The sequence below is a fragment of the Caloramator sp. mosi_1 genome (assembly GCF_028622835.1).
Lineage (GTDB): Bacteria > Bacillota > Clostridia > Clostridiales > Caloramatoraceae > Thermobrachium.
Window position 1 is genome coordinate 2,529,043 of sequence record NZ_CP117677.1, and the last position, 22,915, is coordinate 2,551,957.

Consider the following 22,915-nt stretch of genomic DNA (forward strand, 5'->3'; position numbering starts at 1 on the left):
TATATTATTTTTAAATTTTCATAATATTTTGTTATTTCTCGATTTTGCTTATCTATTCTCCCATTATTTAACTCTGTTTAAGTTGCTAAGTCTATCTTCATATATTTCTACTTCTTCCTTAAGCTTTAGCTTTCTTGCCACCAATACCAAGTGATAAAGTATGGTTTTTACTGCACCACCTCTTTTAGATGAAGTTTCATAGGCATTTTTAAGACAATATAAGCCTCTTCATATCTTTTATTGAATATAAGTAGCTGTGCTAAATAATCCCAAACAATATTGTTTCCTCCATAAATCATCAAAAACTCTAATATCTTCTTTTCTGCTCTATCATAATTTTTATCCCTTATCGAAATGTTTATGTTTTCTATCCTACTCTTCATCTGATAAACCATATCCTTATACAAATAATTTAGCACCTTTTTACCAAGCTCTGTAGCATTGTACATAAGGCATCCATTATATGCTTTTATTTCAATAAGCCCCATATTAACAAAGGATAAATCTAATACACACCCACCCTTTGTCATAGCTTCAATGCTGGCAAGCCTAAATCTTTCGCTGGCAATTTCTATTAAACTATTTTTCTCATCTATTCTAATCATTTCATTTACATTTATTTTAACCTGATCATTTTTATTAAAGATACTAATCAATATGTCTCTAATTTTTATGATGTCAAAGTTTAAATTGTCTACGATATTTGCCCAGTTTGTCCTAAATAGCATTAAATACAAAATTCCAGCATATCTTTCATCTATATCTAATCTTGATAATGCTCTACCCTTTTTGTAACTTCAATAACATTTTTATCATAAATGATTAAGTTGTTTTGAATTAAAAACTTTATGAAGACCTCTGTCTCTTCATTTTTTCATAACTCTCAAGTGGAATATCGTTTAATATCTTCTCTAACAAAATCATTGTTTTAAAATCATAGTTGTTTACATATTCGCAATTATTTATTACAAACTTACTAAAATTGTTTGTTGTAATTTCCTTTATAAAGTCCTTTGTATCATCCCTTTTACCCATCAATCTGTCATATTTTTCTAAATAGTATTCAGTATTATTAAACATTCTTTTATAGTGAGCTATCTTTCCACCCTTTATAAACTTATTAATCTTTAAAAATTCAGTAAGCTCCAGCATTGCATTAAGCATTTTGGGTATGCCGTCTCTTCCTCCAAGTTCACTATTGATTACACTTATCATATCTGTAAATTCTTCAAAGGTAAAAGAATCAATGGTTTCTAAAGTTTCATTGAAATAAACTAAAACTCTGTTTATTAAAAGCTTTACAACAAGTAGATTAAAGTTAATGGTTTCTTCATCTAAATTTTTTTCTCTCATATATTTTTCAAAGGCAATGAGCTTTTCCTTGTCGGTCACTTTTTTCACCACCCTAAACATTTTTATTTACATTATTTCCAAAATAATTGTAAATAATACTATAAAAGCAGATATTTAGGCTTGATTTATAACAAAAATTAACTAAAATTAATTGTTAAATGTTTAAAAACGTTATATAATAAATTCATAAACCAAATTCGGAGGTATGTTATGGAAAAGATAGCTCTAATCACTGACAGCTCTTGCGATTTACCTAAAGAAATAATAATAAAAAATAACATTGAGGTTATTCCTCTTAATGTTATATATTCAAACCGCGAGTATAAGGACGGGGTTGATATTACACCTGAAGAAGTTGCTAAAAATCTTGAAGTTGAGATTCCAAAGACATCTATGCCATCACCAAGTGATGTTTTAAATAAAATAGAATACCTAAAAAGTGAAGGCTATACTCATTGTATTATTATCACATTATCATCTGGGCTTAGCGGAACCTACAATATGATTAAGATGATCACAAGTGAAATTAGCGATATGGTAATTGAAGTTTTCGACTCAAAGATACTTTCCTTAGGACTTGGATTTGTTGTTCTACAAACTGCAAAGATGATACAGCAAAAATTATCCTTCAATGAGATTACAAATAAATTAAGCTCAATCAGAGAACAGGTTAAGGGATTTTTTATAGTAGATACCTTAGAATACCTTAAAAAAGGTGGAAGAATAGGTCGTGTCACCGCTGCACTTGGAAGCCTTTTAAGTATAAAACCTATTATATCTGTTGATGAAAATGGTAAATACTTTACCTTCAATAAAGCTCGAGGTAAAAATCAAGCCCTTGATAGAATGCTTGATGAACTTAAAGCTGTTATAAATAATGGAAAGTATTTGGTAGGAATTCCCCACGGATGCGTTAAGGAAGAAGCCCTAAAATATGCAGAAAAGATAAAAGCCCTTGGAAATATAGAGGATATTATAATAGGTCAAATAAGCCCTGCACTTTTAGTGCATTCAGGCCCTGGACTTATTGGACTTGTGTTTATGCCAGTTTAAAAAGGCAGGCAAATGGTATATTCGTGATATGTATCAGGATGTTTACAAACATAAAAAATGCTATACTATGATATTGCCCCTTGAAAGGATTTCGATTGGCCCCTTGAAGGAATGCCAAAGAAATCCTTCAAGGAGCCAATCATATTACAACTTTTTCAACAACCATTTAAATAAAAGCTTTATTCATTATGTACCCTTCAAAATACTCTATTGCACCCTCTATGTTTGAAACCCCATAATTATTCAAAAAAGCTCAATCTTTATTTTATCCACACCTCTTATATCTATTTTTTAACCACAATATTTCCATAATCACTGCTTAAATCTTCATATCCACCGTCATAGTCCATAATTACGTTTATTACACCATAAATACAATCCTTTGGATTTTCAAATATGTCAACATTTACAAAATCCAACGCATTCTTTGGACTCGAATAAAAATATTTAAAGGCTACATTATCCTCAAGACCATCCCTTCTTCCATCATAAAACATAAGATTTTTCCTTCCCTTTAAAACCATATCTATTCTATTTACTAAATCTAAACTATTAACTGCCGCTTTTATCAACTGTCACACCTCCAATACGCACAAATTTAATAATATCACAATATATTAATAGTTTTCAACTAAAAAGAATATTACTATTCTATTTTAAAAACTTTTTTCATATTTTAATATGATAGAAGTTTTATTGAGGTGTAGTATGGATATACAAAAATTATCCTTGCTAATTAATATAATAAACAGAGAAAAAATACTTCAAATATCCTTTTACAATGAATAAAAGAGGTTTAGAAATGAAAAATTTATCAATTGAACACACTTATACTCTGCTAAACCTTGCAAAACTGCTCTCTCAATATGATATAAACATAGAAATAGATGAACCACATTTTGATAGAAGCAACAAAGAAGAAACTGTCATTGCTTTGATTGACGATATTTCAAATTATGCTGAACTTTTAAGAAAAGAAGATGAAACTACAAAGGAATTAATATCTAAACTTATAGACATAAAATGTAACTTGATTAAGGAACTTGTAAAGGATAAAAGAGGTGAATTAGTTTTAACAAAGGAAGAACTATTAAAATTTGATGGTTCTAATGGAAACCCTGCCTATGTTGCAATAGATGGAATTATTTACGACGTAACAAATAACAGAACGTGGCTTGATGGCGTTCATTTTGGTCTTGTAGCAGGGCGTGATTTAACAGAGGAAATGAACAGCTGTCACGAAAACAAAGAAACTCTGCTTTTAAAGCTAACACCTGTAGGAAAGCTTAAATAAAAAGAAATAAGGCTAAACGCCTTATTTCTTTATATACATTAAATCATAGTATTCCTTAACCATTCTTGCAGCTGAGAACTTTTCTTGAGTTGACTTAATGCTTTCTCTCATCATTTCTGCCCACTTAGCCTTGTTTTCATAGTAAGTTGGAACAACTTCCTTTAGAAGTACATCGTATAGGCACTTTGCATCGTGTGCATCTAATTCTTCAAGTGTTTCAAAGTCGTCAACTCCCTTGCCATCTCCAAACTGCCATCCGTTTACACCGTGGTTACAAGCTTCTGGCCACCATCCATCAAGGATACTGCAGTTTAGAACACCATTCATAGTTGCCTTCATTCCTGAAGTACCTGAAGCTTCTTGTGGTCTTCTTGGGTTATTTAGCCATATGTCGCATCCTCTTGTTAGCATTGCACCTATTTCCATATCATAGTTTTCTAAGAATACAACGCTATTTGGATACTTCTTAGCATAAGAAACTATATCTGCTATTATACCCTTTCCTGTATAGTCATTTGGATGTGCCTTACCTGCAAATATTATTTGTATTTTTCCGCTTTCTAAATATGGAGCAATTAGCTTTTCATCTGTAAATATTAGGTTACTTCTCTTATATGGAGCGGCTCTTCTTGAAAAACCAATTAATAGCTTATCTGCATCAAGCTTAACTCCTGTTCTCTTTTCAACAAAAGCTATAAGTTCCTTCTTTATTTCTTGATGAACCTTAAGTAGATCTTCACCTTCTTCATATGCTTTTCTTATTCTTGCATCTTGCCAAGTTCCATTGTGAACACCATTTGTAATACCAAGTATTTCTGGTCTTCCTTCAACAAATGACCACATTTCATTTGCTGTTTCCTTGTGAAGTTGAGCAACACCATTTGCTATTCTTGCCATTCTAAGTGCTGCAACTGTCATATTGAATGGGTCTCCACCAAGCTTCTTCATTTGCCAGTAATCTAAGTGTAGATAAGCTCCCATATACTCAAGTAGTCTGTGTGGATGAACTTCATTACCTGCTGGAACAGGAGTATGAGTTGTAAATACTATCTCTTCTCTTGTCTTTTCTAATGCTTCATTGAAGCTCATTCCTTCTTCCATCTTTTCTCTTATTAGTTCAAGTCCAGCAAATACTGGGTGGTTGTCATTAAAGTGATATACATCAACATCAATTCCAAGTTCTCTAAGTGCTCTAACTCCACCAACACCAAGAATTATTTCTTGAGCAACTCTTTCCTCTGCAAACCATCCATAAAGTTGTGCAGTAAGTAATCTATCTGAGTTTTCATCTAAATCTGCATCAAGCAGGTATAGTGGAATGTTTCCAAACTTTTCACACTTCCAAACCTTTAACCATACCTTTCTATCTCTTATTTCAACTGGAACCTTAACGCCTGTATCTTCTAAAAGTCATATTCATAAACGCGATAAGTGTCAACAGTCTTTCCATCTTCACCTATGTATTGATCAACATAACCTTGTTTCCACTTAATACCAATAGCCACCATAGGAACTTCTAAGTCCTTTGCTGCCTTTATTATATCGCCTGCTAAGATTCCAAGTCCTCCAGAGTAGATTTTAAAATTTGTATCAAGACCGTATTCCATACAGAAATATGCTGCAGTTGGTAACTTCTTGCTCATTTCATATCCTCCTTAAACGTTTAATTAATCTTACAAGGGTATTATACAACATAGTTTTAAAAATGCAATCGATTGCATACAAAAAATTTAAAAATATAATAAATTTATACAACCTACATAAAATTAATTAAACAATCCTTTCAAATCCAGTATAGACATTCAATCTATTTCCTCTTGCAAAGCCTACAAGTGTTATATTGCACATCTTAGCCAAATCAACGGCTAAAGATGTTGGAGCAGAATGTGAAACAATCAATGGTAGATTTATCCTTGAAGCCTTTATTAACATATCCGATGATATTCTACCAGATGTAATAATATATTTATCATCAAACCCTATTTTAGTAATCAATCCATAGCCAATAACCTTATCTACTGCATTATGCCTTCCTATATCATCCATTCTAACTAATATATCCTTATCGCATAGGCAGGCACTATGTACTCCACCTGTTTCTATAAACAAACTACTCTCTTTGTTAAATCTATTAACATTTTTAAGTATGTCCTGTGCAGAAAATTTAATTTTACTTTTTACTCTTAAAAGATTTTCGCTTGTCATTAGGCTAATATGTATACTGCCCTTTCCGCATCCAGACGTTAATGCACCCTCTCTTTTTTATCTCTCTGTTTTTATCCTTCAACATTATATATACGTTTTGTTCAAGTACACTAATACCATCTACTTCACTATAATCTTCTATAACACCATCAGTTTTTAAAAACCGATGCAGAGTTCCTTTAAATTTTGAGGTAGACACATCAAGGTTGTATAATAATAGTTATTTATATATATATTTACTGGAATCTCAGCAACTACAATATCATCCTTTTCTATTTTTTCTCCATCCTTAAATACATATATTTTTTAGTGCTTACAACATCCATTTAAAATATTCCCCGTATTTTAATTTTTCTAAATCCTCTTTGTAGTTTAAATTAGCAAACATATCAACTTCTGATATAAATTTTTCTACTTCTTCATCGGATGTATATATTGCTTGACATTTCATAATAGTATCCATTATTTTAAACCTTCCTTTATCTATTGACTCCTTCAATTTATCCTTTATATCTATGGAATAGAAAGAGCATAAGGGCTCAAAATACCCTCCCTTTTTCGTTATTAGACATTCTGCTTCTTTTGTGTCTAAAATTTCCTTCATATACCTAATGTAATCTAAATTTATAAAGGGCATATCGCAGCCAACAACAAATACAAATTGTGAGTTCGAATTTAAAAGTGCTGTATAGATAGCTCCAATTGGGCCGCAATCCTTTATAACGTCCTCAATAACTCTAAATCCTGTGTTAAATTTATTTTTGTCATTAGTAATAAAAACAATATCATCAAATACCCTATTTAGTTTTTCGGCAATATGTTCAATTAATAATTTGTCATTAAACACCAATTTACTTTTATCAAAACCCATTCTTGAACTTTTCCCACCGCATAGTATTGCTGCTGTTGAAAACTTTTTCAAAGAATCACCCCTTAACCAAAGTGCCATGAAAACAGCACAAATTGCTTTTCATGGCACTTAAAATTACATTTTTACAGTATTATTTGCACTAACTTTAGCAGGTATTCTCTTGAAAGCTAAATAATACATACAACCTATAAACAGAGCACCACCAACTATATTTCCTAATGTTGATGGAATTAAATTATGAATCATTGAACCTATTGATATGTGTGATAGTTTTTCTTCTGTAAAATGTCCTATTTCAGCATATACTGGATTTGTCTTAGCCAATATACCTATTGAAAAATAATACATATTTGCCACGCAGTGCTCATATCCTGCCACAACAAAGGCCATAATAGGGAACCATACAGCAAATATCTTATGTATTACGTCCTTTGCACCATAAGACATCCACACCGCTATGCAAACTAAAATATTACAAAGTATACCACTTGTAAAGGCCTTATAAAAGGTAAGCTTCCCTTATAGGCTGCAACCTTTAATGCATATGCACCAAGTTTTCCACCATTTACATCAAGACCACCCGATGCAAAAATCAAATACGCTATAAGTATTGAACCTAAAAGATTTGCAAAATATACAAAAACCAGTTTTTAAACATCTTTTTAAGCTCTACTTTTCCATCAATTACTCCAACTAAAATCATTGTATTACTTGTAAAAAGTTCTCCTCCACCAAGAAGTATCATCATAAGACCTACTGGGAAAACTGCACCCGCCATAAACTTTGCTACACCAAAGTTTTCAATAGAATGGCTGGCAACTGCAGCAGAATAACCGCCAAGTGCAATAAACGCACCACCAATAATTCCTAAAATAATCATCTGTAACGCTTGAAGTTTTGATTTTTTACGCCAGCAGCAATTGTTTCATCAACAATTTCATTTGGTATTAACATTCTTTTCTCCATACAGCATCTCCTTTCAATTGATAAAATTATAACAAGGGAGAGAACCTCCCTTATTATAACCTATTTATTCTTACAGTGCAAACCTTTAATTCAGGTTCCTTTGTAACTTCATCTAATGCTGTATTTGTTAAAGTATTTGTTTCTTTAAAATGGAATGGCATAAACACTACATCCTCATCTATTTTTTCAGTAACCTTAGCTCTAACCTTTACACTTCCTCTTCTTGATATTACTTCAACCGCATCTCCATCGCTTATACCCAATTTTGAAGCATTCATTGGGTTTATTTCAACAAAAGGTTCCCCTACTATATTCATAAGTCCTTCATTTTTTCCCGTCATAGTCATAGTATGATAATGATAAAGAACTCTTCCTGTTGTCAATATTAAAGGATATTCATCATCTGGGAGCTCTGCTGCCTCTTTATAGTGGGATGGTTTAAATAATCCCTTACCCCTTGCAAATTTATCTCTATGAAGTATAGGTGTTCCATTGTGATTTTTATCTAAAACCGGCCATTGCAAGCCCTTTTCTTCTATTCTTTCATAATCTATACCACTATATTGTGGAGTAAGTGTTGCAATCTCCTTCATCACATCTTCAGATGTATTTAAATTGCAATCATAACCAAATCTTATCATTAACTCTTTAATAATTCTCCAATCCTCTTTAGCTTCTCCTACACTTTTAATTGCCCTTCTAACTCTTTGCACTCTTCTTTCTGAATTAGTGAAGGTTCCTTCCTTTTCTGCAAAGCTTGCAGCAGGTAAAACAACATCAGCAAGCTTTGCTGTATCTGTTAGGAAAATATCCTGTACAACAAGGAAATCTAATGATTTTAAGGCCTCTTCTACGTGCTTTATGTCTGGGTCTGAAACCATTGGGTTTTCTCCCATAATATATAAGGCTTTAACTTTTCCATCCTGTGTTGCCTTAAATACTTCAGGTACAGTTAATCCTACTTTATCAGAAAGTTTAACTCCCCACGCCTTTTCAAACTTTTCTACGTTTTCCTTTATATATACCTTTTGATAGCCTGGGAATACATCAGGAAGACATCCCATATCACAGGCACCCTGAACATTGTTTTGTCCACGTAGTGGATTAACCCCACATCCTTCTTTTCCTATCTTTCCGCAAAGCATTGCAAGGTTTGCTACAGAATAAACGTGTTCTACTCCTGATGAATGTTGAGTTATTCCCATTGAATATACTATGCTTGATTTTTCACTCTTTGCATAGAGCCTTGCTGCCTCTCTTATAAGTTCTGCCTTAACTTTTGTTATTGCCTCTGCCTTTTCTGGAGTATATTCCTTTACTACCTCCACAAGTTCATCATAGTTTTCACATCTTTCTTCAATAAATTTCCTATCCTGAAGTCCCTCTTCAATAATAACATTCATCATAGCATTAAGCAGTGCAACGTTAGTTCCTGGTTTTAGCTGCATAAATACATCTGCACCCTTTGTAAGTTCAATTTCTCTTGGGTCTGCAACTATTATCCTTGCACCCTTTAATTTTGCCCTTTTAATATAAGTTGCAGTAACTGGATGTGTTTCGGTTGTATTTGATCCAATTATAAAAATGCAGTCTGCCTTTTCAAGCTCTCCTATACTGTTTGTCATAGCACCACTTCCAAAGGTTGTTGCAAGTCCTGAAACGGTTGTTGCGTGGCACAGTCTTGCACAGTGGTCTATATTATTTGTTCCAATAACTGCCCTCATAAACTTTTGGAACATATAGTTATCTTCATTTGTACATCTTGCAGAGGCAAAACCTGCGATGCTGTCTGAACCATACTTCTCCTTTATTTCCTTAAATCTTTTTGATATATAGTCTAATGCTTCATCCCATTCAGCCTCAACAAATTCACCATTTTTCTTAATAAGGGGTTTCTTTAGCCTATCTTTATGATTTATGAAATTATAAGCAAACCTTCCCTTAACACACATAAGCCCTTTATTAGGCTCTGTAAAACAAGGCTCTACTCCAACAACCTTGTCATCCTTAACAAGTAGATACATTTGACATCCAACTCCACAATAGGAGCAGGTTGTTCTAATCTTCTTAACCTCCCAGGCTCTATACTTGTCCTTCTTTTTAACAGTTAGAGCACCAACTGGACAAGCTGCAACGCAGTTACCGCAAGATACACAATCTGACTCATAGAGCCTTCTATCAAAGGGAACAGCAATATGAGTATAAAAACCACGTTTTGCAAAACCTATTGCACCTGTACATTGTAATTCATTACATACCCTTACACACTTTCCACAAAGAATACATTTGTTTTGGTCACAAATATAAAACTCATTGCTGTCATCAATTTCATATTGTATTTTTTCTCCACCATACTTGTCCCCTTTAATATCATACCTATAACAGTAATCTTGAAGTTTACAATCTCCAGCCTTTTCACAGGTTAAACAGTCTAAAGGATGGTTTGATATGAGAAGTTCTAATACTGTTTTTCTTGCTTCTATAACGCTCTTTGATTCAGTATGAACAACCATTCCCTCCTGAACTGGAGTTGTACAAGATGCTAAAAGACTTCTTGCACCCTCAACCTCAACAACACACAATCTACAGGCACCGTGTGGTTTTAATCTTTCATCGTGGCACAATGTAGGTATATCTTTACCTAACAACCTTGCAGCTTCGAGTATAGTCGTTCCTTCTTCAACAGAAATTTTAATTCCATCAATAGTCAGGTTAATCATATAATCCCCCTATTACTTGTTAAATAGTTAACATACCATATTTATTTTAACATTATTTTTTAATTTTCTCAATACTTTGAATAAATATAATATTTATTAAATATTTTTATTAATTTATTCAGAATAACTATTTATTTTTCAATAATGAAAATTATGACATTATTGTTATTCCTTTTTTATAAAAAAATATAAAATAGTAAAAGACACTATAATTTGAAGGGAGAATTAATATGCTTTATTCATATCTAAATTGCTTTAGACAAATAGTAGTAAACGGAATAAAGGAAAATAAAATCAGAGTAAACAAGAACACAAGAATAAAAGTATTTCAAAGTGATAAAAGCAACGAAATACAAAGTGTTAACCTTTGTGGAGACAGTTTATGCATAAACCTTAGGAAAAATATTGATATTATGCAGGAATGCTTTGTTTTAATAGAAGGACATCTTCTTAAGGTAAACTACTCTCCTTTATTCAAAACTGATGAATTTGATAATCTTTTTGCCTATGATGGGCCATTAGGATATATATATCATAAAGAGTACACTGAATTTTACGTTTGGTCACCAGTTGCAACTAAGATTAACCTTCTATTATTTAAAAATTTTGATACATCTATACAAGAGGAGCCTGAGGTTTTTGAAATGCAAAGGTTAGATAAGGGGTTTTCTATGCAAAAATAGAGGGTGACTTAGATGGTCTTTTTATAACTACGAAGCCCACGTGTATGGAAGAAAAAATATTGTAGTTGACCCCTATGCCTATGCTGTGGGAGTGAATGGACTTCGTGGGGCAATAGTTGACTTACAGTCTACAAATCCTTTGGGTTTTGAGATGGATAGATATGTAAAGTTAAATTCAAATGTTGATGCTGTAATTTATGAAGTAAGTATTAGGGATTTTACAATTGACTCTACAAGCAACGTAAATCTTAATGGTAAATTTTTAGGTCTTACTGAAGAAAACACAAGTTATGAGGGGGTTGAAACTGCCCTTTCCCACATAAAAGATTTTGGAATAACCCACCTACAAATAATGCCTATGTATGATTTTAGCTATAAAAGTGTGGACGAAAAGTATCCTTTAGATAAATACAATTGGGGATATGACCCTCAAAACTACAACTGTCCAGAGGGTTCCTACTCTATTAATCCCTTTTCTCCTAAAAGTAGAATTACAGAACTTAAAAACTAATACAAAAGCTTCACAGCTTAGGTATTGGAATTAATATGGACGTAGTTTACAACCATATGTATGAGGCTCAAAATACACATTTCGAAGGATTAGTACCTGGCTATTACTTTAGAAAAATCTTGATGGAAGCTTTATAAACGGAAGTGGATGCGGAAATGACACTGCATCTGAAAACTATATGATGAGGAGATTTATAGTTGATTCTGTTAAGTATTGGACTAAAGAATACCACATAGATGGATATAGATTTGATTTGATGGGGCTTCACGATGTAGAAACAATGAATAAAGTTAAGGATGAAGTATTAAAAATAAACCCCTTTGCAATGATATATGGGGAAGGCTGGAACATACCAACAGGTATTGAAGAAGAAAGAAAAGCAATTCAAAAAACTCCAGCAAACTAATTGGAATAGGATTTTTCAATGATACAATAAGAAATACTGTTCGTGGTAGTGTATTTGAATATAAGGAAAAGGGGTTTGTTAGCGGTGCTTTAAATCTTGAGGATACTATAAAGGAATGTATAAAGGGACTTCCCAATCTTTATGTATCACCTTGCCAAAATATAAACTACATTTCCTGCCACGACAACCACACTCTTTGGGATAAGCTTAATATATCAAATGCAAAGGATAGCTTTGAAGATTTAAAAAGTATGCACAAGTTAGCCTACGGTATTGTTTTAACATCACAGGGTGTGCCCTTTATTCACTCAGGCGATGAATTTTTGAGAACAAAAAAGGTGTTGAAAATAGCTACAATTCAAAGGATGAAATAAACAAAGTAGATTGGAGCCTTAAGGTTAAAAATAAAGATGTTTATATCTACCTAAAGGAACTTATAAATTTTAGAAAAAACATCCTGCCTTTAGAATGAAAGATAGAGAACTTATACAAAAACATATAGAATTTATAAATTCTCCAAAGGGCACAGTTGCCTTTTTAATAAAAAACAATGCAAATTTTGATTGTTTTAAAGATATAATTGTTATATATAATGCAAATAATACTAAAGTAGCGTTAAATCTACCTGAAGGTAAATGGTATCTATATGTTGATAAAAACAATGTATACCAAGTTCCAAAGGCAAACTATGAATCATCAATGGAGGTTGAACCAATTTCTCTAACTATATTATCAAATACAATCTAATTAGTGTTTAATAAATTACATAAATATTACCAACATTATATTTAAATACTATACATTTTAGATAATAAATGTTAATATATAATTATTATCATATAACATTTTTTAAAGGAGGGTACATATGGTATCACAAAGATTATTTGATAAACTAAATGACCAAATGAACTTTGAATTCTATTCATCACATATTTATCTTGCAATGTCAGCATATTTTGAATCAATTGATTTACCAGGATTTGCAAACTTCTTTAGAGTTCAGGCAGAAGAAGAAAAATTCCACGCTATGAAGTTTTACACTTACATAAATGAAATGGAAGGAAGAATTACCTTTAAAGGAATTCCAGATGTAGAAAATGAGTACAGCTCTGCCCTTGACGCCCTAAAGGCAGCCCTTGAACACGAAAAGAAGGTAACAAAAAGAATATATGAACTTATGGATATTGCACTTGAGGAGAGAGAACACGCAACTATGAGCCTTTTAAAGTGGTTTATAGATGAACAGGTTGAAGAGGAGGCTACTGTTAATTCCCTTATTAAGAAGCTTGAAAGAATAGGAAACGATGTAAGTGCCCTTTATACTTTAGATGAACAGCTATCAACAAGAGTCTTTACTCCTCCAACTAATGCTTAATTATAATCCCCTTCTAAATTACAATTTAGAAGGGGATTACTTTATTTACATTGCTTTATAAAATACTCAAATAACCTTATCATAACTGGATGCTTTTTAGCCATAAGTTCTGGATGCCATTGAACTGCCATAATAGGCTTACTTTCGTGTTCTATAGCCTCAATTACTCCATCTGATGAATAAGCAGAAACTTTAAAGTTCTTTGGTACAATTTTAGCTGCTTGATGGTGAAAACTATTAACTAATATCCTGTCATTATCAAAAACCTCATAAAGCTTTGTATCCTTTTTATTTCAACATAATGACCTATGTCGTGTATTCCTGCCCTCTGAAAGTGGTTTATATAGGTTCCCTCAACATCACTGATGTCTTGATAAAGCTTTCCACCAAAGGCAACTGTTATTATCTGTTGTCCTCTGCTTATTCCAAGTATAGGCATATCCTTCTCTATTGCTGCCTTAACTATAAAAAGTTCACATAGATCCCTTGGAGTATATGTAAATCCAACGTGAAGTGAAGGTTCTTCTCCATAATATATTGGATTTACATCGGAACCTCCAGATAATATGATACCATCTAAAGTATCCATTATCTTTAATAAGTCCTCTTCACTATTAATAATTGGAATTAAAACAGGCACTCCCCCGCCTCCATTACAACATCAACAAAATCCTTTGCGACATAATTTCTCTCTTGACCTAAAGACAAATCCTTATCTGATATCATATAATCACAGGTTATACCAATTAACGGCTTACTCATTTTATCTACCCCCTTTTATTTTTATTTTATAACATTATATAAAAATTTACAAATTAATATTAATAATGTGTTAAAATATAATTGTAATTTACCTAAAGGAGTGATACTGTGGAAAGAATTTATTTAGACAATGCTGCAACCACATTCCCAAAACCAAAATGCGTTTCACAGGCAGTATGTGATTTTATTGAAAATATAGGAAGCAATGTTGGACGTGGAAGCTACCAAAACTCCTACTCTGCTGCTCAAGTTGTATATGAAACAAGGGAGCTTCTGTGCGAACTATTTAACTTTGACAATCCTCTTTCAACAATCTTTACAATGAATATAACCCAAAGCATAAATATGATACTAAAGGGATTTTTAAAACCTGGCGATCACGTTCTTGTATCCTCAATGGAACACAATGCCGTAATGAGACCATTAAATAGCCTAAAAAAATGGGTATTGAATATACCAAAATACCCTGTGATATATATGGACAAATAGATTATGAGTGTGTAGAAAATTTAATCAAGCCGAATACAAAGCTTGCAGTTATATCCCACGCCTCAAATGTATGTGGTACTATGCAGGATATTGAAAGGCTGGGCTCTATTTTTAAAAAACATAATGTATATTTTGTTTTAGACAGTGCACAAACAGCTGGAGTTTTTGATATAGATTTTAAAAAGTCTAATCTAAGTGCACTATGTTTTACAGGTCACAAAGGTCTTCTTGGGCCTCAAGGAATAGGTGGTTTTATATTAACTACCGATTTTGCATCAAAAATAAAACCATTAATAGAAGGAGGAACTGGAAGTCTATCAGAATCAGAGGAACAACCAGAATATCTTCCCGATAAATTTGAAGCAGGAACCCTTTGTCTTCCTGCAATATATGGGCTTAATGCATCTTTAAAATACATAAAAAAGAAACATCAAGGGCAATAAGAGAAAAGGAACTTTATTTAACTAAAATGTTTATAGATGGAATAAAAAATATAGATGGAATTAGACTTATAGGATATGAAGGTATAAAAAACAGAGCTGCCGTTGTTTCCTTATCCTTCGAAGATATAGATAACTCTGAAGTTGCCTTTTTACTTGATAGAGAATACGGAATAATGACAAGGGTTGGCCTACACTGTGCACCCTCTGCCCATAAAACTCTACAAACCTTTCCAAAGGGAACAGTGAGGTTCAGCTTCGGGCATATGAATACAGAAAAAGAAATTAAATATACCCTTGAATCAATACAAAAGATTCTAAAATCAATATAATTTACATAGTTTGTTCAAAACCCCATAGTGATTTACTTATTAATTACTATGGGGTTAAATACTTTTATTCAATATTATCTTTTAATAAAGATCCAAATTTTTAAATAAATATCCTAAGTACAACCCTACACCTAAACATATCATTGCTGAAAAAAACACTATATATGTAATTATCATATGTTCTGACTGATTTGTTATATTTATTAAAAAAGGAGAAAAGAAAAAAACTAATAAAGAAAATATAAAAAGATTTTAAACATCCTTTTAATAGAATTTGCAATATCTGAAAATCCCTGATCCTTTGCTATTGTAGATATTCCCTCACATAAAACATATAAAACATATAAAAATAAGACCGATTCTAAAGAAGTTAAAAATTCTAACAACAATCTTAAATCCTGTAATTCAACAAGTCTATATAAATAATTTTTTTCAAGAATATCTGTAATACCTAACACAATTAAAATTACGGTTGGTATCTTAGCTTTATTAAAAAATTCTTTTTGCTGCGATAATTTTATTAATGCATAAAAAACATATATATATCCAATAAAATTTGGAAGTACATTTAAAAAATAAATATTTATATTTAAAAATATGTAAATCATACCCCAAAATAAATATCTATAAACTCCTTTATTCATATCACCTGTCTTCCTCCATACTCTCATATTTCAATATATTAAAAATATCCCTACTTAAAAATTGATTAGAAACCATAAAACAGTTTTTGTCTTTTTACCTTCAAATGTTTCATACTCTATATCTATATAAAATCTATAAACATTATATTTCATTCTTTTATCTTGAGTAAAATTAAATTCAGCCTCTAATTCTACTTCTTCATCCTTTTCAACAATTTCCGATAACAATAAATCATTTTCATTAACTAATTTATTATTAACTTTTAAATTTAATAAACCTTTATCTATAAATTTATAGCTCATTCCTATTAATTTTACATTTTCCCTTGCAGAAAATATCGCTAATGTTTTGCCATCTGAAGAACTACTTATACTCTTAAAATGTAAACTATCACAATTTAAATTATCCTCATTACTATCATTGAATAAATAAATCCTTCCTATATCTATTAATTTTTCTCTCCATTTCTATACTCAACTTCAATCTTTGTAATAACGGTATTTTTAATCTGTTCAATAACGTCGCTTGTATCACCTTGACATAAATTTATTTCTATACTTTTTAGTTTATAATTACCTGATTCAATAACAATATTTTCATTCAAAATAACAGGCTTATATTTTATCTCTGGAAAATATATACATAGAATATTATCCTGGTTATTTGCTTTATCTATGTAATAAAGGTTAATTGTACTTGTTCCCTCTTTAACTTCATAGTAATGCTTTAAAAATAATGGCACATTAGATTGATGTACTCTTAAATATAAAACGTTTCCTATCCAGATAACAATCCATAAAAAAGTCCAATTATAACATAGTTTCTTTTTATACTCATATTACACCCCTAACATTTATATCATAATTATACTATTTTTAAGGTTGAAATACAACTAATTAAAATATTGCTATTAATTTCCATAAAAGCAAAAACCAAACTTTTAAATTATATAGAAAATTAAAAGTGGAGGCTGTTGAAAAAGCTATAATATGTTTAGCCCCTTGAAGGATTTCCTTGGCATTCCTTCATTTCGCTAATCAAGTGTAAGCTTTTCTTTGTTTGAAAAGTCCTACCCTCGCGATGCCCTCATCCTTGAGGGCCGCTCGGCTCGGCACATCGTGTGCCGAATTACGGACTCTTTCAAAGTCGAAAAGCAACACTTGCTAAAGCTTATGAAATATGCCATTTTGAAATCCTTTCAAGGGGCAGTTTCATAATCAGAGCATCTTTTATGTTTGTCAACAATCTGAAGTGGTTTAGTTATAAATTTTCATTACCTATCGTATCTATATTAAAAAACCATAAAGGGTTTAAACTAAATAATTTTTTAAACCCTTTATGGGTATATCTCTAATTATAATTCTACTCAAAGGTTCCTTTAAATAAAATATTTTTATCTTCCATCATTACTTTACCCTTTGCAATTACTGTTTCTATTTCTAAGGTAGTTTTGTTTACCAAAACCATATCTGCATCCATATTAATATCTATCTTTCCTTTATTTTTAAGCTTTAAAATCTTTGCTGGATTTTGGGTTATGCACTTTAGAGCCTTATCTATTGGAACATTATCTTCTATTATTGCGTCCCTAACCTCCTTATACAGTGAAGTAACCCTGCCTATACCTAATTTAATAAACTCTCCCTTATCGTTAAACTGCGGCAAACTTCCCTGCCCATCAGAAGTTAATGTTAAATTATCTTCACTAACCCCCTCCTCTAAGCATATCCTTATTGCTCTACTTGCTTTAACTTCACCCTCTTGCCAAAATACAGGATCTGAACTTGTAGTAAAATCAATAAATCCACCCTCTTTGCATATTCTATTCCCTCTTTAAAGAGCTTTGGATTTCTATTTATATGTGTTGGCCAAAATTGAGTTATTGGAATTTCCGTAGTCTCTACTATTTCCAACAAATAATTGAGCATCCTATCTCCATCGCCTAAATGAATATTAAGCACTCCAGCCTTTTTGATAAAATACCTCCAACCCTTGCATCTGCTGTAAGCCTTTTAATTCTTCTATATTCGGCTGTGAAGACCTGTGGTCAGATAGTGCAATCTCTCCCACTCCAATAACCTTATCTATTATCATAATATCCTTCATAATACTTCCTGTCAACGTTGCTATCGGTACCCTGTAGGAACCTGTATATATAAATGTACTTACACCCTCCTCTTCAAGTCCCTTTGCCTTTGCATAGAGGTTTTCCATACTTCTTGTGACTCCATCTGTACCAAGGCATCCTACTACTGTTGTAATTCCTCCTTTAATAATGTCAGATAACACTATCTCAGGAGTTCTTGTTGCAAATCCTCCCTCTCCTCCGCCACCTGTTATGTGAACGTGTCCATCTATAAATCCAGGAAAGGCATAATACTTTGAGCCGTCAATCACTCTTACATTAAGTGGCAAATTTATATCAATTGTGTCATCTCCAATATAAGCAATTTTATCATTTAATATTAATATACATTTTTTCCCTATGTATTCTGGAGAATATACCTCTATATTCTTTATAAAAACAACCATCTAAATCACTCCCTCTATCTCATTTTATAAAACAATTAATTATCAATCTTTGCAGTTTACACTAAATTATGCAAACTCTATGCCAATTCAGCTTACCCTTTCTAAATTATATAAATTAAATTTAATAAAATCCTTCAAAGAGCTAATCATAGCATAGCTTTTTCAACATCCTCTAATATATATTTTACTTTTATTTATTTTGGGTTAATTTTTAAATTATTTTTTCTCCAATAACAACCATAAAAACATCCTTGTCATACCCATTAAATATAATATAAAATATATATATCATAAATTAAAACATATGGAGGTAAAAATGAAGAACTTACTATTTTTTATTACAGCCTACCTCTGTGGCTCTTTCCCAACAGGAGTAGTCATTGGAAAAACCTTTTATAATATTGATATAAGAGAACACGGTTCTAAGAATATGGGTGGAACAAACGCTGGAAGAGTTCTTGGTAAAAAGGCAGGGTTTGTAGTTTCCTTCATAGACGTAATAAAGGTATTCCTACCTGTACTTATTGCAAAGCATTATCTATCTATGGAATCTGCTGCCTTTGTTGGAATATGTGCTTTACTTGGACACTGCTACCCTATATTTGCAAACTTCAAAGGTGGTAAAGGTGTTTCCTCCTTTTTTGGAATTATATTTGCACTTGATTTTCTACTTGGTGTTCTTCTTTTAGTTATTTGGAAAATATTAAAGCACGCAACAAACTATGTATCAGTTGCATCAATGCTCTCCTGTTTTACTATTACACTTGTTTTCTTCTATAAATATAAAAATATTAAACTACTCTTTGTTCTTTTATTACTGTCACTCTTTATTGTATATCTACATAGAAGCAACATAAAGAGACTTATAAATGGAAACGAAAACAAAGTAAATCCTAACAGATAAACCTTGAATTATTCTAATTAATATTTTATAATATAACTTAAAATTCAATATTTAAAAGTCAATGAAAAGGAGGAGTACCTAAAGACATCTGTCTTAGCGAGTAGAGGACGGTGGAAGCTCTACACAGACCTTTTGGGAAAAGAGCCTTGGAGACTCTACCAGAAAGCATCTGCAAGTACGGTAAGACCCATAGGGGTTATCTAAATAAGTGGGCTTTTAGCCAATTAGAGTGGTACCGCGGACAACCGCCTCTATTTTAGAGGTGGTTTTTTTATTTGCATTTTAAAAACAAAACTATTTACATATATCGGAGGTGTAGATATGAACTATAAATTAACTATTGCAGAAAAAATTGCAAAGGCTACAGAACTTAATGTCGATGATGTTCAAAAACTAATTGAAATTCCACCAAAGCCTGAAATGGGAGATTTTGCATTTCCTTGTTTCCAGCTGGCAAAGGTATTTAGAAAGGCACCAAATATAATTGCTCAGGAGCTATCTGAAAAAATAGATAAAGAAGGATTAGAAAAGGTTGAAACAGTTGGCGGATACCTAAACTTCTTTGTAGATAAGGCTTCCTTCTCAAAGGGTGTTATCGAAAAAGTATTAACAGAAAAGGAATCTTACGGACATTCTTCAATAGGTGAAGGTAAAACTGTTACAATAGACTTTTCATCTCCAAACATTGCAAAGCCCTTCCACGTTGGACATCTATGTTCAACAGCAATAGGTAATTCACTGTACAAAATACTATCTTCTCAAGGATATAATTGTGTAGGTATAAATCATCTTGGAGACTGGGGAACACAATTTGGAAAGCTTATAGCTGCCTATGAACGCTGGGTTGATGAAGAGGCACTTGAAAAGGAACCAATAAAAGAACTTTTAAGAATATACGTAAAATTCCACGATGAAGCAGAAAAGGATCCATCCCTTGAGGATATAGCAAGACAACACTTTAAAAATCTTGAAGATGGATGTGAAAAGGAAGTTAAGTTATGGCAGAAAATAAAAGATGTTAGCCTTATGGAATTTAACAGAATATACGATATGCTCAATATAAAATTTGATTCCTATGCTGGTGAAAGCTTCTACAACGATAAGATGGATGCAGTTGTTGAAGAATTAAAAGAAAAGAACCTACTTGTTGAAAGCAAAGGTGCACAGGTTGTAAATCTTGATGAATACAATATGCCTCCTTGTATTATATTAAAGGCAGATGGTGCTTCAATTTATGCAACACGTGACCTTGCTGCAGCTATCTATAGAAAGAAAACCTACGACTTCTATAAAAATATATATGTAGTTGGAATGGACCAATCTCTACACTTCAAACAAGTATTTACAACTTTAAAGCTTATGGGATATGACTGGGCAGACAACTGTGTTCACGTAGGATTTGGACTTGTTAAATTTGCTGATAAAAAGCTTTCAACAAGAAAGGGAGATGTTATATTCCTTGAGGACCTTCTCAATGAAGGTATTGCACGTGCAAAACAGGCTATCGAAGAAAAGAACCCTTCACTTGAAAACAAAGACGAAGTTGCAAAAAGGTTGGTCTTGGTGCAGTAATATTCACGTATCTAAAGAATAACAGAGAAAGAGAAATAATATTCAACTTTGATGATATACTAAGCTTTGATGGGGAAACAGGACCATATGTTCAATATTCCTATGCAAGAGCAAAGAGCATACTTCGCCGTGCAGACGAAGAAAAGTTTAATACAACTGCTGATTTTACAAAGCTTACTTCTCAAGAGGAGTTTGAACTTGTTAAACTTCTTGCTTCCTTCAACGAAGCTATTCTACTTGCAATAGAAAAATATGAACCTTCTATAGTTACAAGATATATAATCGATGTTGCAAAGGCCTTCAACAAATTCTACAATCTTTGTCCAATACTATCCTGTGAAGATGAAGGTCTAAAGGCTGCAAGACTAAAATTAGTAGAAGCCTCAACCTATGTTATTAAAAACGGACTTGCACTACTTGGTATAGATGTAGTTGAAAAGATGTAATTCAGTAAATTTTAACCCTCTATAAATTCAAAAGAAGCTTTAAACTAATAGCAACATTCATCACCTACTTCTATAAGTTGGTGATGAATGTTGCTTGATAAACAAAATAATTACCGAAAACCAAGGTAAAGTTAGCCATTTAAATGGTAAAACTGGGGATGGAACAGCCCTTTGAGCGTGGGTAATCTGGTAGCAGAAGCTATCTTAACCACGAAGCCCACACCTTTATAGGTGAGGTAGTTCACCTAATATTATGCAAAATATTAAATCTATGTTACAAAACAACCTATTTTATATAAAAATTGTAATATATGTTTTGGCTTTTTATTGTCAGCTTTTATTTGATATTTCCATATCAATAAATCTTGTAATTTATTTTCGGGGGTGGGTTATGAATAAGCTTGTTATATTCTCTGGAACATCATCAACTAAAAAGGAAATTGTAGAGCAAATTAAAAATCTTTTGGGGGATAGTCTTGAAATCTCAGCCTATGCAACAGATGATGATGTACTTCACCCAATCTCTAATTCACTTGTACTTGTAACCTCCCACCTAATACTTGACTGCGTTAAACCATTGATTAAAGAAAACTGCAAAACAATCATAGCAAGAAGAACTTTAAACCTATCAAATCTTGATAAAATACTCTATATAAATCCAAACGAAAACGTCCTTTTGGTAAATGATACCTACGAAACTGCTCTTGAATCAATTGAACTATTAAAGAATTTTGGTTTTGATTTTATAAACTACACTCCCTACTATCCAACTTCAGATATAGATACATCTAAATTTAAATATGCAATAACACCTGGAGAACCACATCTTGTACCGCATAACATCAAAAATATCATCAACATAGGGCCAAGAATAATAGATATTACAACAATTGTAGAAATACTATCTATTCTTTCAATGCTAAATCAAAAATCCCATAATATTTCAGCACGATATATAAATAAAATAATCTCCCTAAACCGAGAACTTTATACAAAAATAAAAACATAAAGGAATTAAATGAACTTCTAACTCGTTTAATAAACCACATTGATGATGCTATAATATGCTTTGATAGTAATTTTGATGTAAAGTTTATAAACAATTCAGCAAAAAATTGATGCATACTGAAGATTATGAAGAAAATTTAGATAAAATAAAATCCTTTTATTTTATCAAAACTTAAAGGAGTCTCTACTCTACTTTAATGGATGTGAATACATAGCAATAAAGGAATTAAGCTTTGAACCTGAACTTAGTATTTGCATCTTAAAAATGCAAGAGAAAGGATTAATATTGAAAACAAGCTAAGAAGAGAGATAAAAATAGAGGCTATATTGCAAAATACTCCTTTGAGA

The 22,915-nt window shown here is 31.9% G+C and carries 25 protein-coding genes, 5 pseudogenes and 1 other annotated feature; of the genes and pseudogenes, 13 read left to right on the plus strand and 17 right to left on the minus strand.

The genetic code is table 11. The features are described from left to right. Positions 1 to 167 precede the first annotated feature (167 nt). Positions 168 to 728 carry a tetratricopeptide repeat protein gene (locus PL321_RS17840; protein WP_273962844.1) on the minus strand — a complete coding sequence of 187 codons (561 nt, stop codon included), beginning with the start codon at positions 726 to 728 and terminating at the stop codon, positions 168 to 170. A 118-nt stretch (positions 729 to 846) separates the two neighbouring features. Beyond that, positions 847 to 1,392, minus strand: a complete 546-nt coding sequence (locus PL321_RS17845) for a hypothetical protein (RefSeq protein ID WP_273962846.1) — start codon at positions 1,390 to 1,392, stop codon at positions 847 to 849. A gap of 171 nt (positions 1,393 to 1,563) precedes the next feature. Between PL321_RS17845 and PL321_RS17850 the strand changes: the two genes are divergently transcribed. Further along, positions 1,564 to 2,406: a DegV family protein gene (locus PL321_RS17850; protein ID WP_273962847.1), complete on the plus strand. Its 843-nt coding sequence runs from the start codon at positions 1,564 to 1,566 to the stop codon at positions 2,404 to 2,406. A gap of 284 nt (positions 2,407 to 2,690) precedes the next feature. Here the strand turns inward: PL321_RS17850 and PL321_RS17855 are convergent, their stop codons facing one another. After that, positions 2,691 to 2,978, minus strand: coding sequence for a hypothetical protein (locus tag PL321_RS17855; protein WP_273962848.1), 288 nt, complete (start codon positions 2,976 to 2,978; stop codon positions 2,691 to 2,693). A gap of 230 nt (positions 2,979 to 3,208) precedes the next feature. On the opposite strand from PL321_RS17855, the gene PL321_RS17860 reads away from it, so the two are divergent. Continuing rightward, positions 3,209 to 3,700: a cytochrome b5 domain-containing protein gene (locus PL321_RS17860; protein WP_273962849.1), complete on the plus strand. Its 492-nt coding sequence runs from the start codon at positions 3,209 to 3,211 to the stop codon at positions 3,698 to 3,700. A 21-nt stretch (positions 3,701 to 3,721) separates the two neighbouring features. Here the strand turns inward: PL321_RS17860 and glgP are convergent, their stop codons facing one another. From glgP to fdhF, 8 genes and pseudogenes are all read right to left on the minus strand, one after another. Beyond that, complete coding sequence (gene glgP / locus PL321_RS17865) at positions 3,722 to 5,074, minus strand: alpha-glucan family phosphorylase (RefSeq protein WP_337961225.1); 1,353 nt, start codon at positions 5,072 to 5,074, stop codon at positions 3,722 to 3,724. Positions 5,075 to 5,103: 29 nt separating this feature from the next. Further along, the gene (locus tag PL321_RS20460) at positions 5,104 to 5,343 is read right to left on the minus strand and encodes a hypothetical protein (RefSeq protein ID WP_337960877.1); all 240 of its coding nucleotides are present in this window, start codon (positions 5,341 to 5,343) and stop codon (positions 5,104 to 5,106) included. Positions 5,344 to 5,470: 127 nt separating this feature from the next. After that, a pseudogene (gene fdhD / locus PL321_RS17870) lies at positions 5,471 to 5,941 on the minus strand (formate dehydrogenase accessory sulfurtransferase FdhD); the annotation flags it as partial. Positions 5,942 to 6,218: 277 nt separating this feature from the next. Beyond that, positions 6,219 to 6,827 carry a molybdenum cofactor guanylyltransferase gene (locus PL321_RS17875; protein WP_273962850.1) on the minus strand — a complete coding sequence of 203 codons (609 nt, stop codon included), beginning with the start codon at positions 6,825 to 6,827 and terminating at the stop codon, positions 6,219 to 6,221. 63 nt (positions 6,828 to 6,890) lie between these two features. Further along, positions 6,891 to 7,229, minus strand: a complete 339-nt coding sequence (locus PL321_RS17880) for a formate/nitrite transporter family protein (protein ID WP_273962852.1) — start codon at positions 7,227 to 7,229, stop codon at positions 6,891 to 6,893. 11 nt (positions 7,230 to 7,240) lie between these two features. Continuing rightward, a complete protein-coding gene (locus PL321_RS17885; RefSeq protein WP_273962853.1) occupies positions 7,241 to 7,372 on the minus strand; it encodes a hypothetical protein in 132 nt (43 codons plus the stop codon). Between the two features lie 20 nt (positions 7,373 to 7,392). Further along, the gene (locus PL321_RS17890) at positions 7,393 to 7,656 is read right to left on the minus strand and encodes a formate/nitrite transporter family protein (RefSeq protein WP_273962854.1); all 264 of its coding nucleotides are present in this window, start codon (positions 7,654 to 7,656) and stop codon (positions 7,393 to 7,395) included. Positions 7,657 to 7,795: 139 nt separating this feature from the next. Next, on the minus strand, positions 7,796 to 10,462 hold the full coding sequence (gene fdhF / locus PL321_RS17895) for a formate dehydrogenase subunit alpha (protein WP_273962855.1): 2,667 nt from the start codon (positions 10,460 to 10,462) through the stop codon (positions 7,796 to 7,798). 230 nt (positions 10,463 to 10,692) lie between these two features. On the opposite strand from fdhF, the gene PL321_RS17900 reads away from it, so the two are divergent. The 6 genes from PL321_RS17900 to PL321_RS17925 all read left to right on the plus strand — a co-directional run bounded on the left by PL321_RS17900 (position 10,693) and on the right by PL321_RS17925 (position 13,437). Beyond that, entirely contained in the window at positions 10,693 to 11,145 is a 453-nt protein-coding gene (locus PL321_RS17900) for a hypothetical protein (RefSeq protein ID WP_273962856.1), read from the plus strand. 40 nt (positions 11,146 to 11,185) lie between these two features. Then, on the plus strand, positions 11,186 to 11,656 hold the full coding sequence (locus PL321_RS17905; RefSeq protein WP_273962857.1) for a hypothetical protein: 471 nt from the start codon (positions 11,186 to 11,188) through the stop codon (positions 11,654 to 11,656). Between the two features lie 178 nt (positions 11,657 to 11,834). Continuing rightward, entirely contained in the window at positions 11,835 to 12,062 is a 228-nt protein-coding gene (locus tag PL321_RS17910) for a hypothetical protein (RefSeq protein WP_273962858.1), read from the plus strand. Positions 12,063 to 12,313: 251 nt separating this feature from the next. Continuing rightward, positions 12,314 to 12,436, plus strand: a complete 123-nt coding sequence (locus tag PL321_RS17915; RefSeq protein WP_273962859.1) for a hypothetical protein — start codon at positions 12,314 to 12,316, stop codon at positions 12,434 to 12,436. A gap of 94 nt (positions 12,437 to 12,530) precedes the next feature. Then, on the plus strand, positions 12,531 to 12,809 hold the full coding sequence (locus tag PL321_RS17920; protein WP_273962860.1) for a hypothetical protein: 279 nt from the start codon (positions 12,531 to 12,533) through the stop codon (positions 12,807 to 12,809). Between the two features lie 118 nt (positions 12,810 to 12,927). Continuing rightward, complete coding sequence (locus tag PL321_RS17925; protein ID WP_273962861.1) at positions 12,928 to 13,437, plus strand: ferritin; 510 nt, start codon at positions 12,928 to 12,930, stop codon at positions 13,435 to 13,437. A gap of 41 nt (positions 13,438 to 13,478) precedes the next feature. Here PL321_RS17925 and PL321_RS17935 read toward each other — a convergent pair. Beyond that, positions 13,479 to 14,077: pseudogene (locus tag PL321_RS17935) on the minus strand (gamma-glutamyl-gamma-aminobutyrate hydrolase family protein). Continuing rightward, a complete protein-coding gene (locus PL321_RS17940) occupies positions 14,065 to 14,199 on the minus strand; it encodes a hypothetical protein (RefSeq protein WP_273962863.1) in 135 nt (44 codons plus the stop codon). The pseudogene PL321_RS17935 and the gene PL321_RS17940 overlap by 13 nt, the downstream one beginning before the upstream one ends. A 108-nt stretch (positions 14,200 to 14,307) precedes the next feature. On the opposite strand from PL321_RS17940, the pseudogene PL321_RS17945 reads away from it, so the two are divergent. Together PL321_RS17945 and PL321_RS20465 are read left to right on the plus strand one after the other, a co-directional pair. Further along, a pseudogene (locus PL321_RS17945) lies at positions 14,308 to 15,131 on the plus strand (aminotransferase class V-fold PLP-dependent enzyme). A gap of 26 nt (positions 15,132 to 15,157) precedes the next feature. Then, positions 15,158 to 15,460: an aminotransferase class V-fold PLP-dependent enzyme gene (locus tag PL321_RS20465; protein ID WP_337960878.1), complete on the plus strand. Its 303-nt coding sequence runs from the start codon at positions 15,158 to 15,160 to the stop codon at positions 15,458 to 15,460. Between the two features lie 227 nt (positions 15,461 to 15,687). Here the strand turns inward: PL321_RS20465 and PL321_RS17950 are convergent, their stop codons facing one another. The 4 genes and pseudogenes from PL321_RS17950 to iadA form a co-directional block, all read right to left on the minus strand. Beyond that, positions 15,688 to 16,104 (minus strand): hypothetical protein, encoded by a 417-nt coding sequence (locus PL321_RS17950; protein WP_273962864.1) that lies wholly within the window; start codon positions 16,102 to 16,104, stop codon positions 15,688 to 15,690. 54 nt (positions 16,105 to 16,158) lie between these two features. Next, positions 16,159 to 16,407, minus strand: a complete 249-nt coding sequence (locus tag PL321_RS17955; protein ID WP_273962865.1) for a hypothetical protein — start codon at positions 16,405 to 16,407, stop codon at positions 16,159 to 16,161. A gap of 146 nt (positions 16,408 to 16,553) precedes the next feature. Then, a complete protein-coding gene (locus tag PL321_RS17960) occupies positions 16,554 to 16,847 on the minus strand; it encodes a hypothetical protein (RefSeq protein WP_273962866.1) in 294 nt (97 codons plus the stop codon). 620 nt (positions 16,848 to 17,467) lie between these two features. Continuing rightward, a pseudogene (iadA, locus tag PL321_RS17965) lies at positions 17,468 to 18,637 on the minus strand (beta-aspartyl-peptidase). Positions 18,638 to 18,953: 316 nt separating this feature from the next. Between iadA and plsY the strand changes: the two are divergent. The 3 genes and pseudogenes from plsY to PL321_RS17980 all read left to right on the plus strand — a co-directional run bounded on the left by plsY (position 18,954) and on the right by PL321_RS17980 (position 22,568). Then, entirely contained in the window at positions 18,954 to 19,541 is a 588-nt protein-coding gene (gene plsY / locus PL321_RS17970; RefSeq protein WP_273962867.1) for a glycerol-3-phosphate 1-O-acyltransferase PlsY, read from the plus strand. A 52-nt stretch (positions 19,542 to 19,593) separates the two neighbouring features. Next, positions 19,594 to 19,797 (plus strand) — a binding site (T-box leader). Positions 19,798 to 19,862: 65 nt separating this feature from the next. Continuing rightward, positions 19,863 to 21,559, plus strand: a pseudogene (argS, locus tag PL321_RS17975) (arginine--tRNA ligase). Between the two features lie 391 nt (positions 21,560 to 21,950). Next, entirely contained in the window at positions 21,951 to 22,568 is a 618-nt protein-coding gene (locus tag PL321_RS17980) for a hypothetical protein (RefSeq protein ID WP_273962868.1), read from the plus strand. The last annotated feature ends 347 nt before the right edge of the window (positions 22,569 to 22,915 follow it).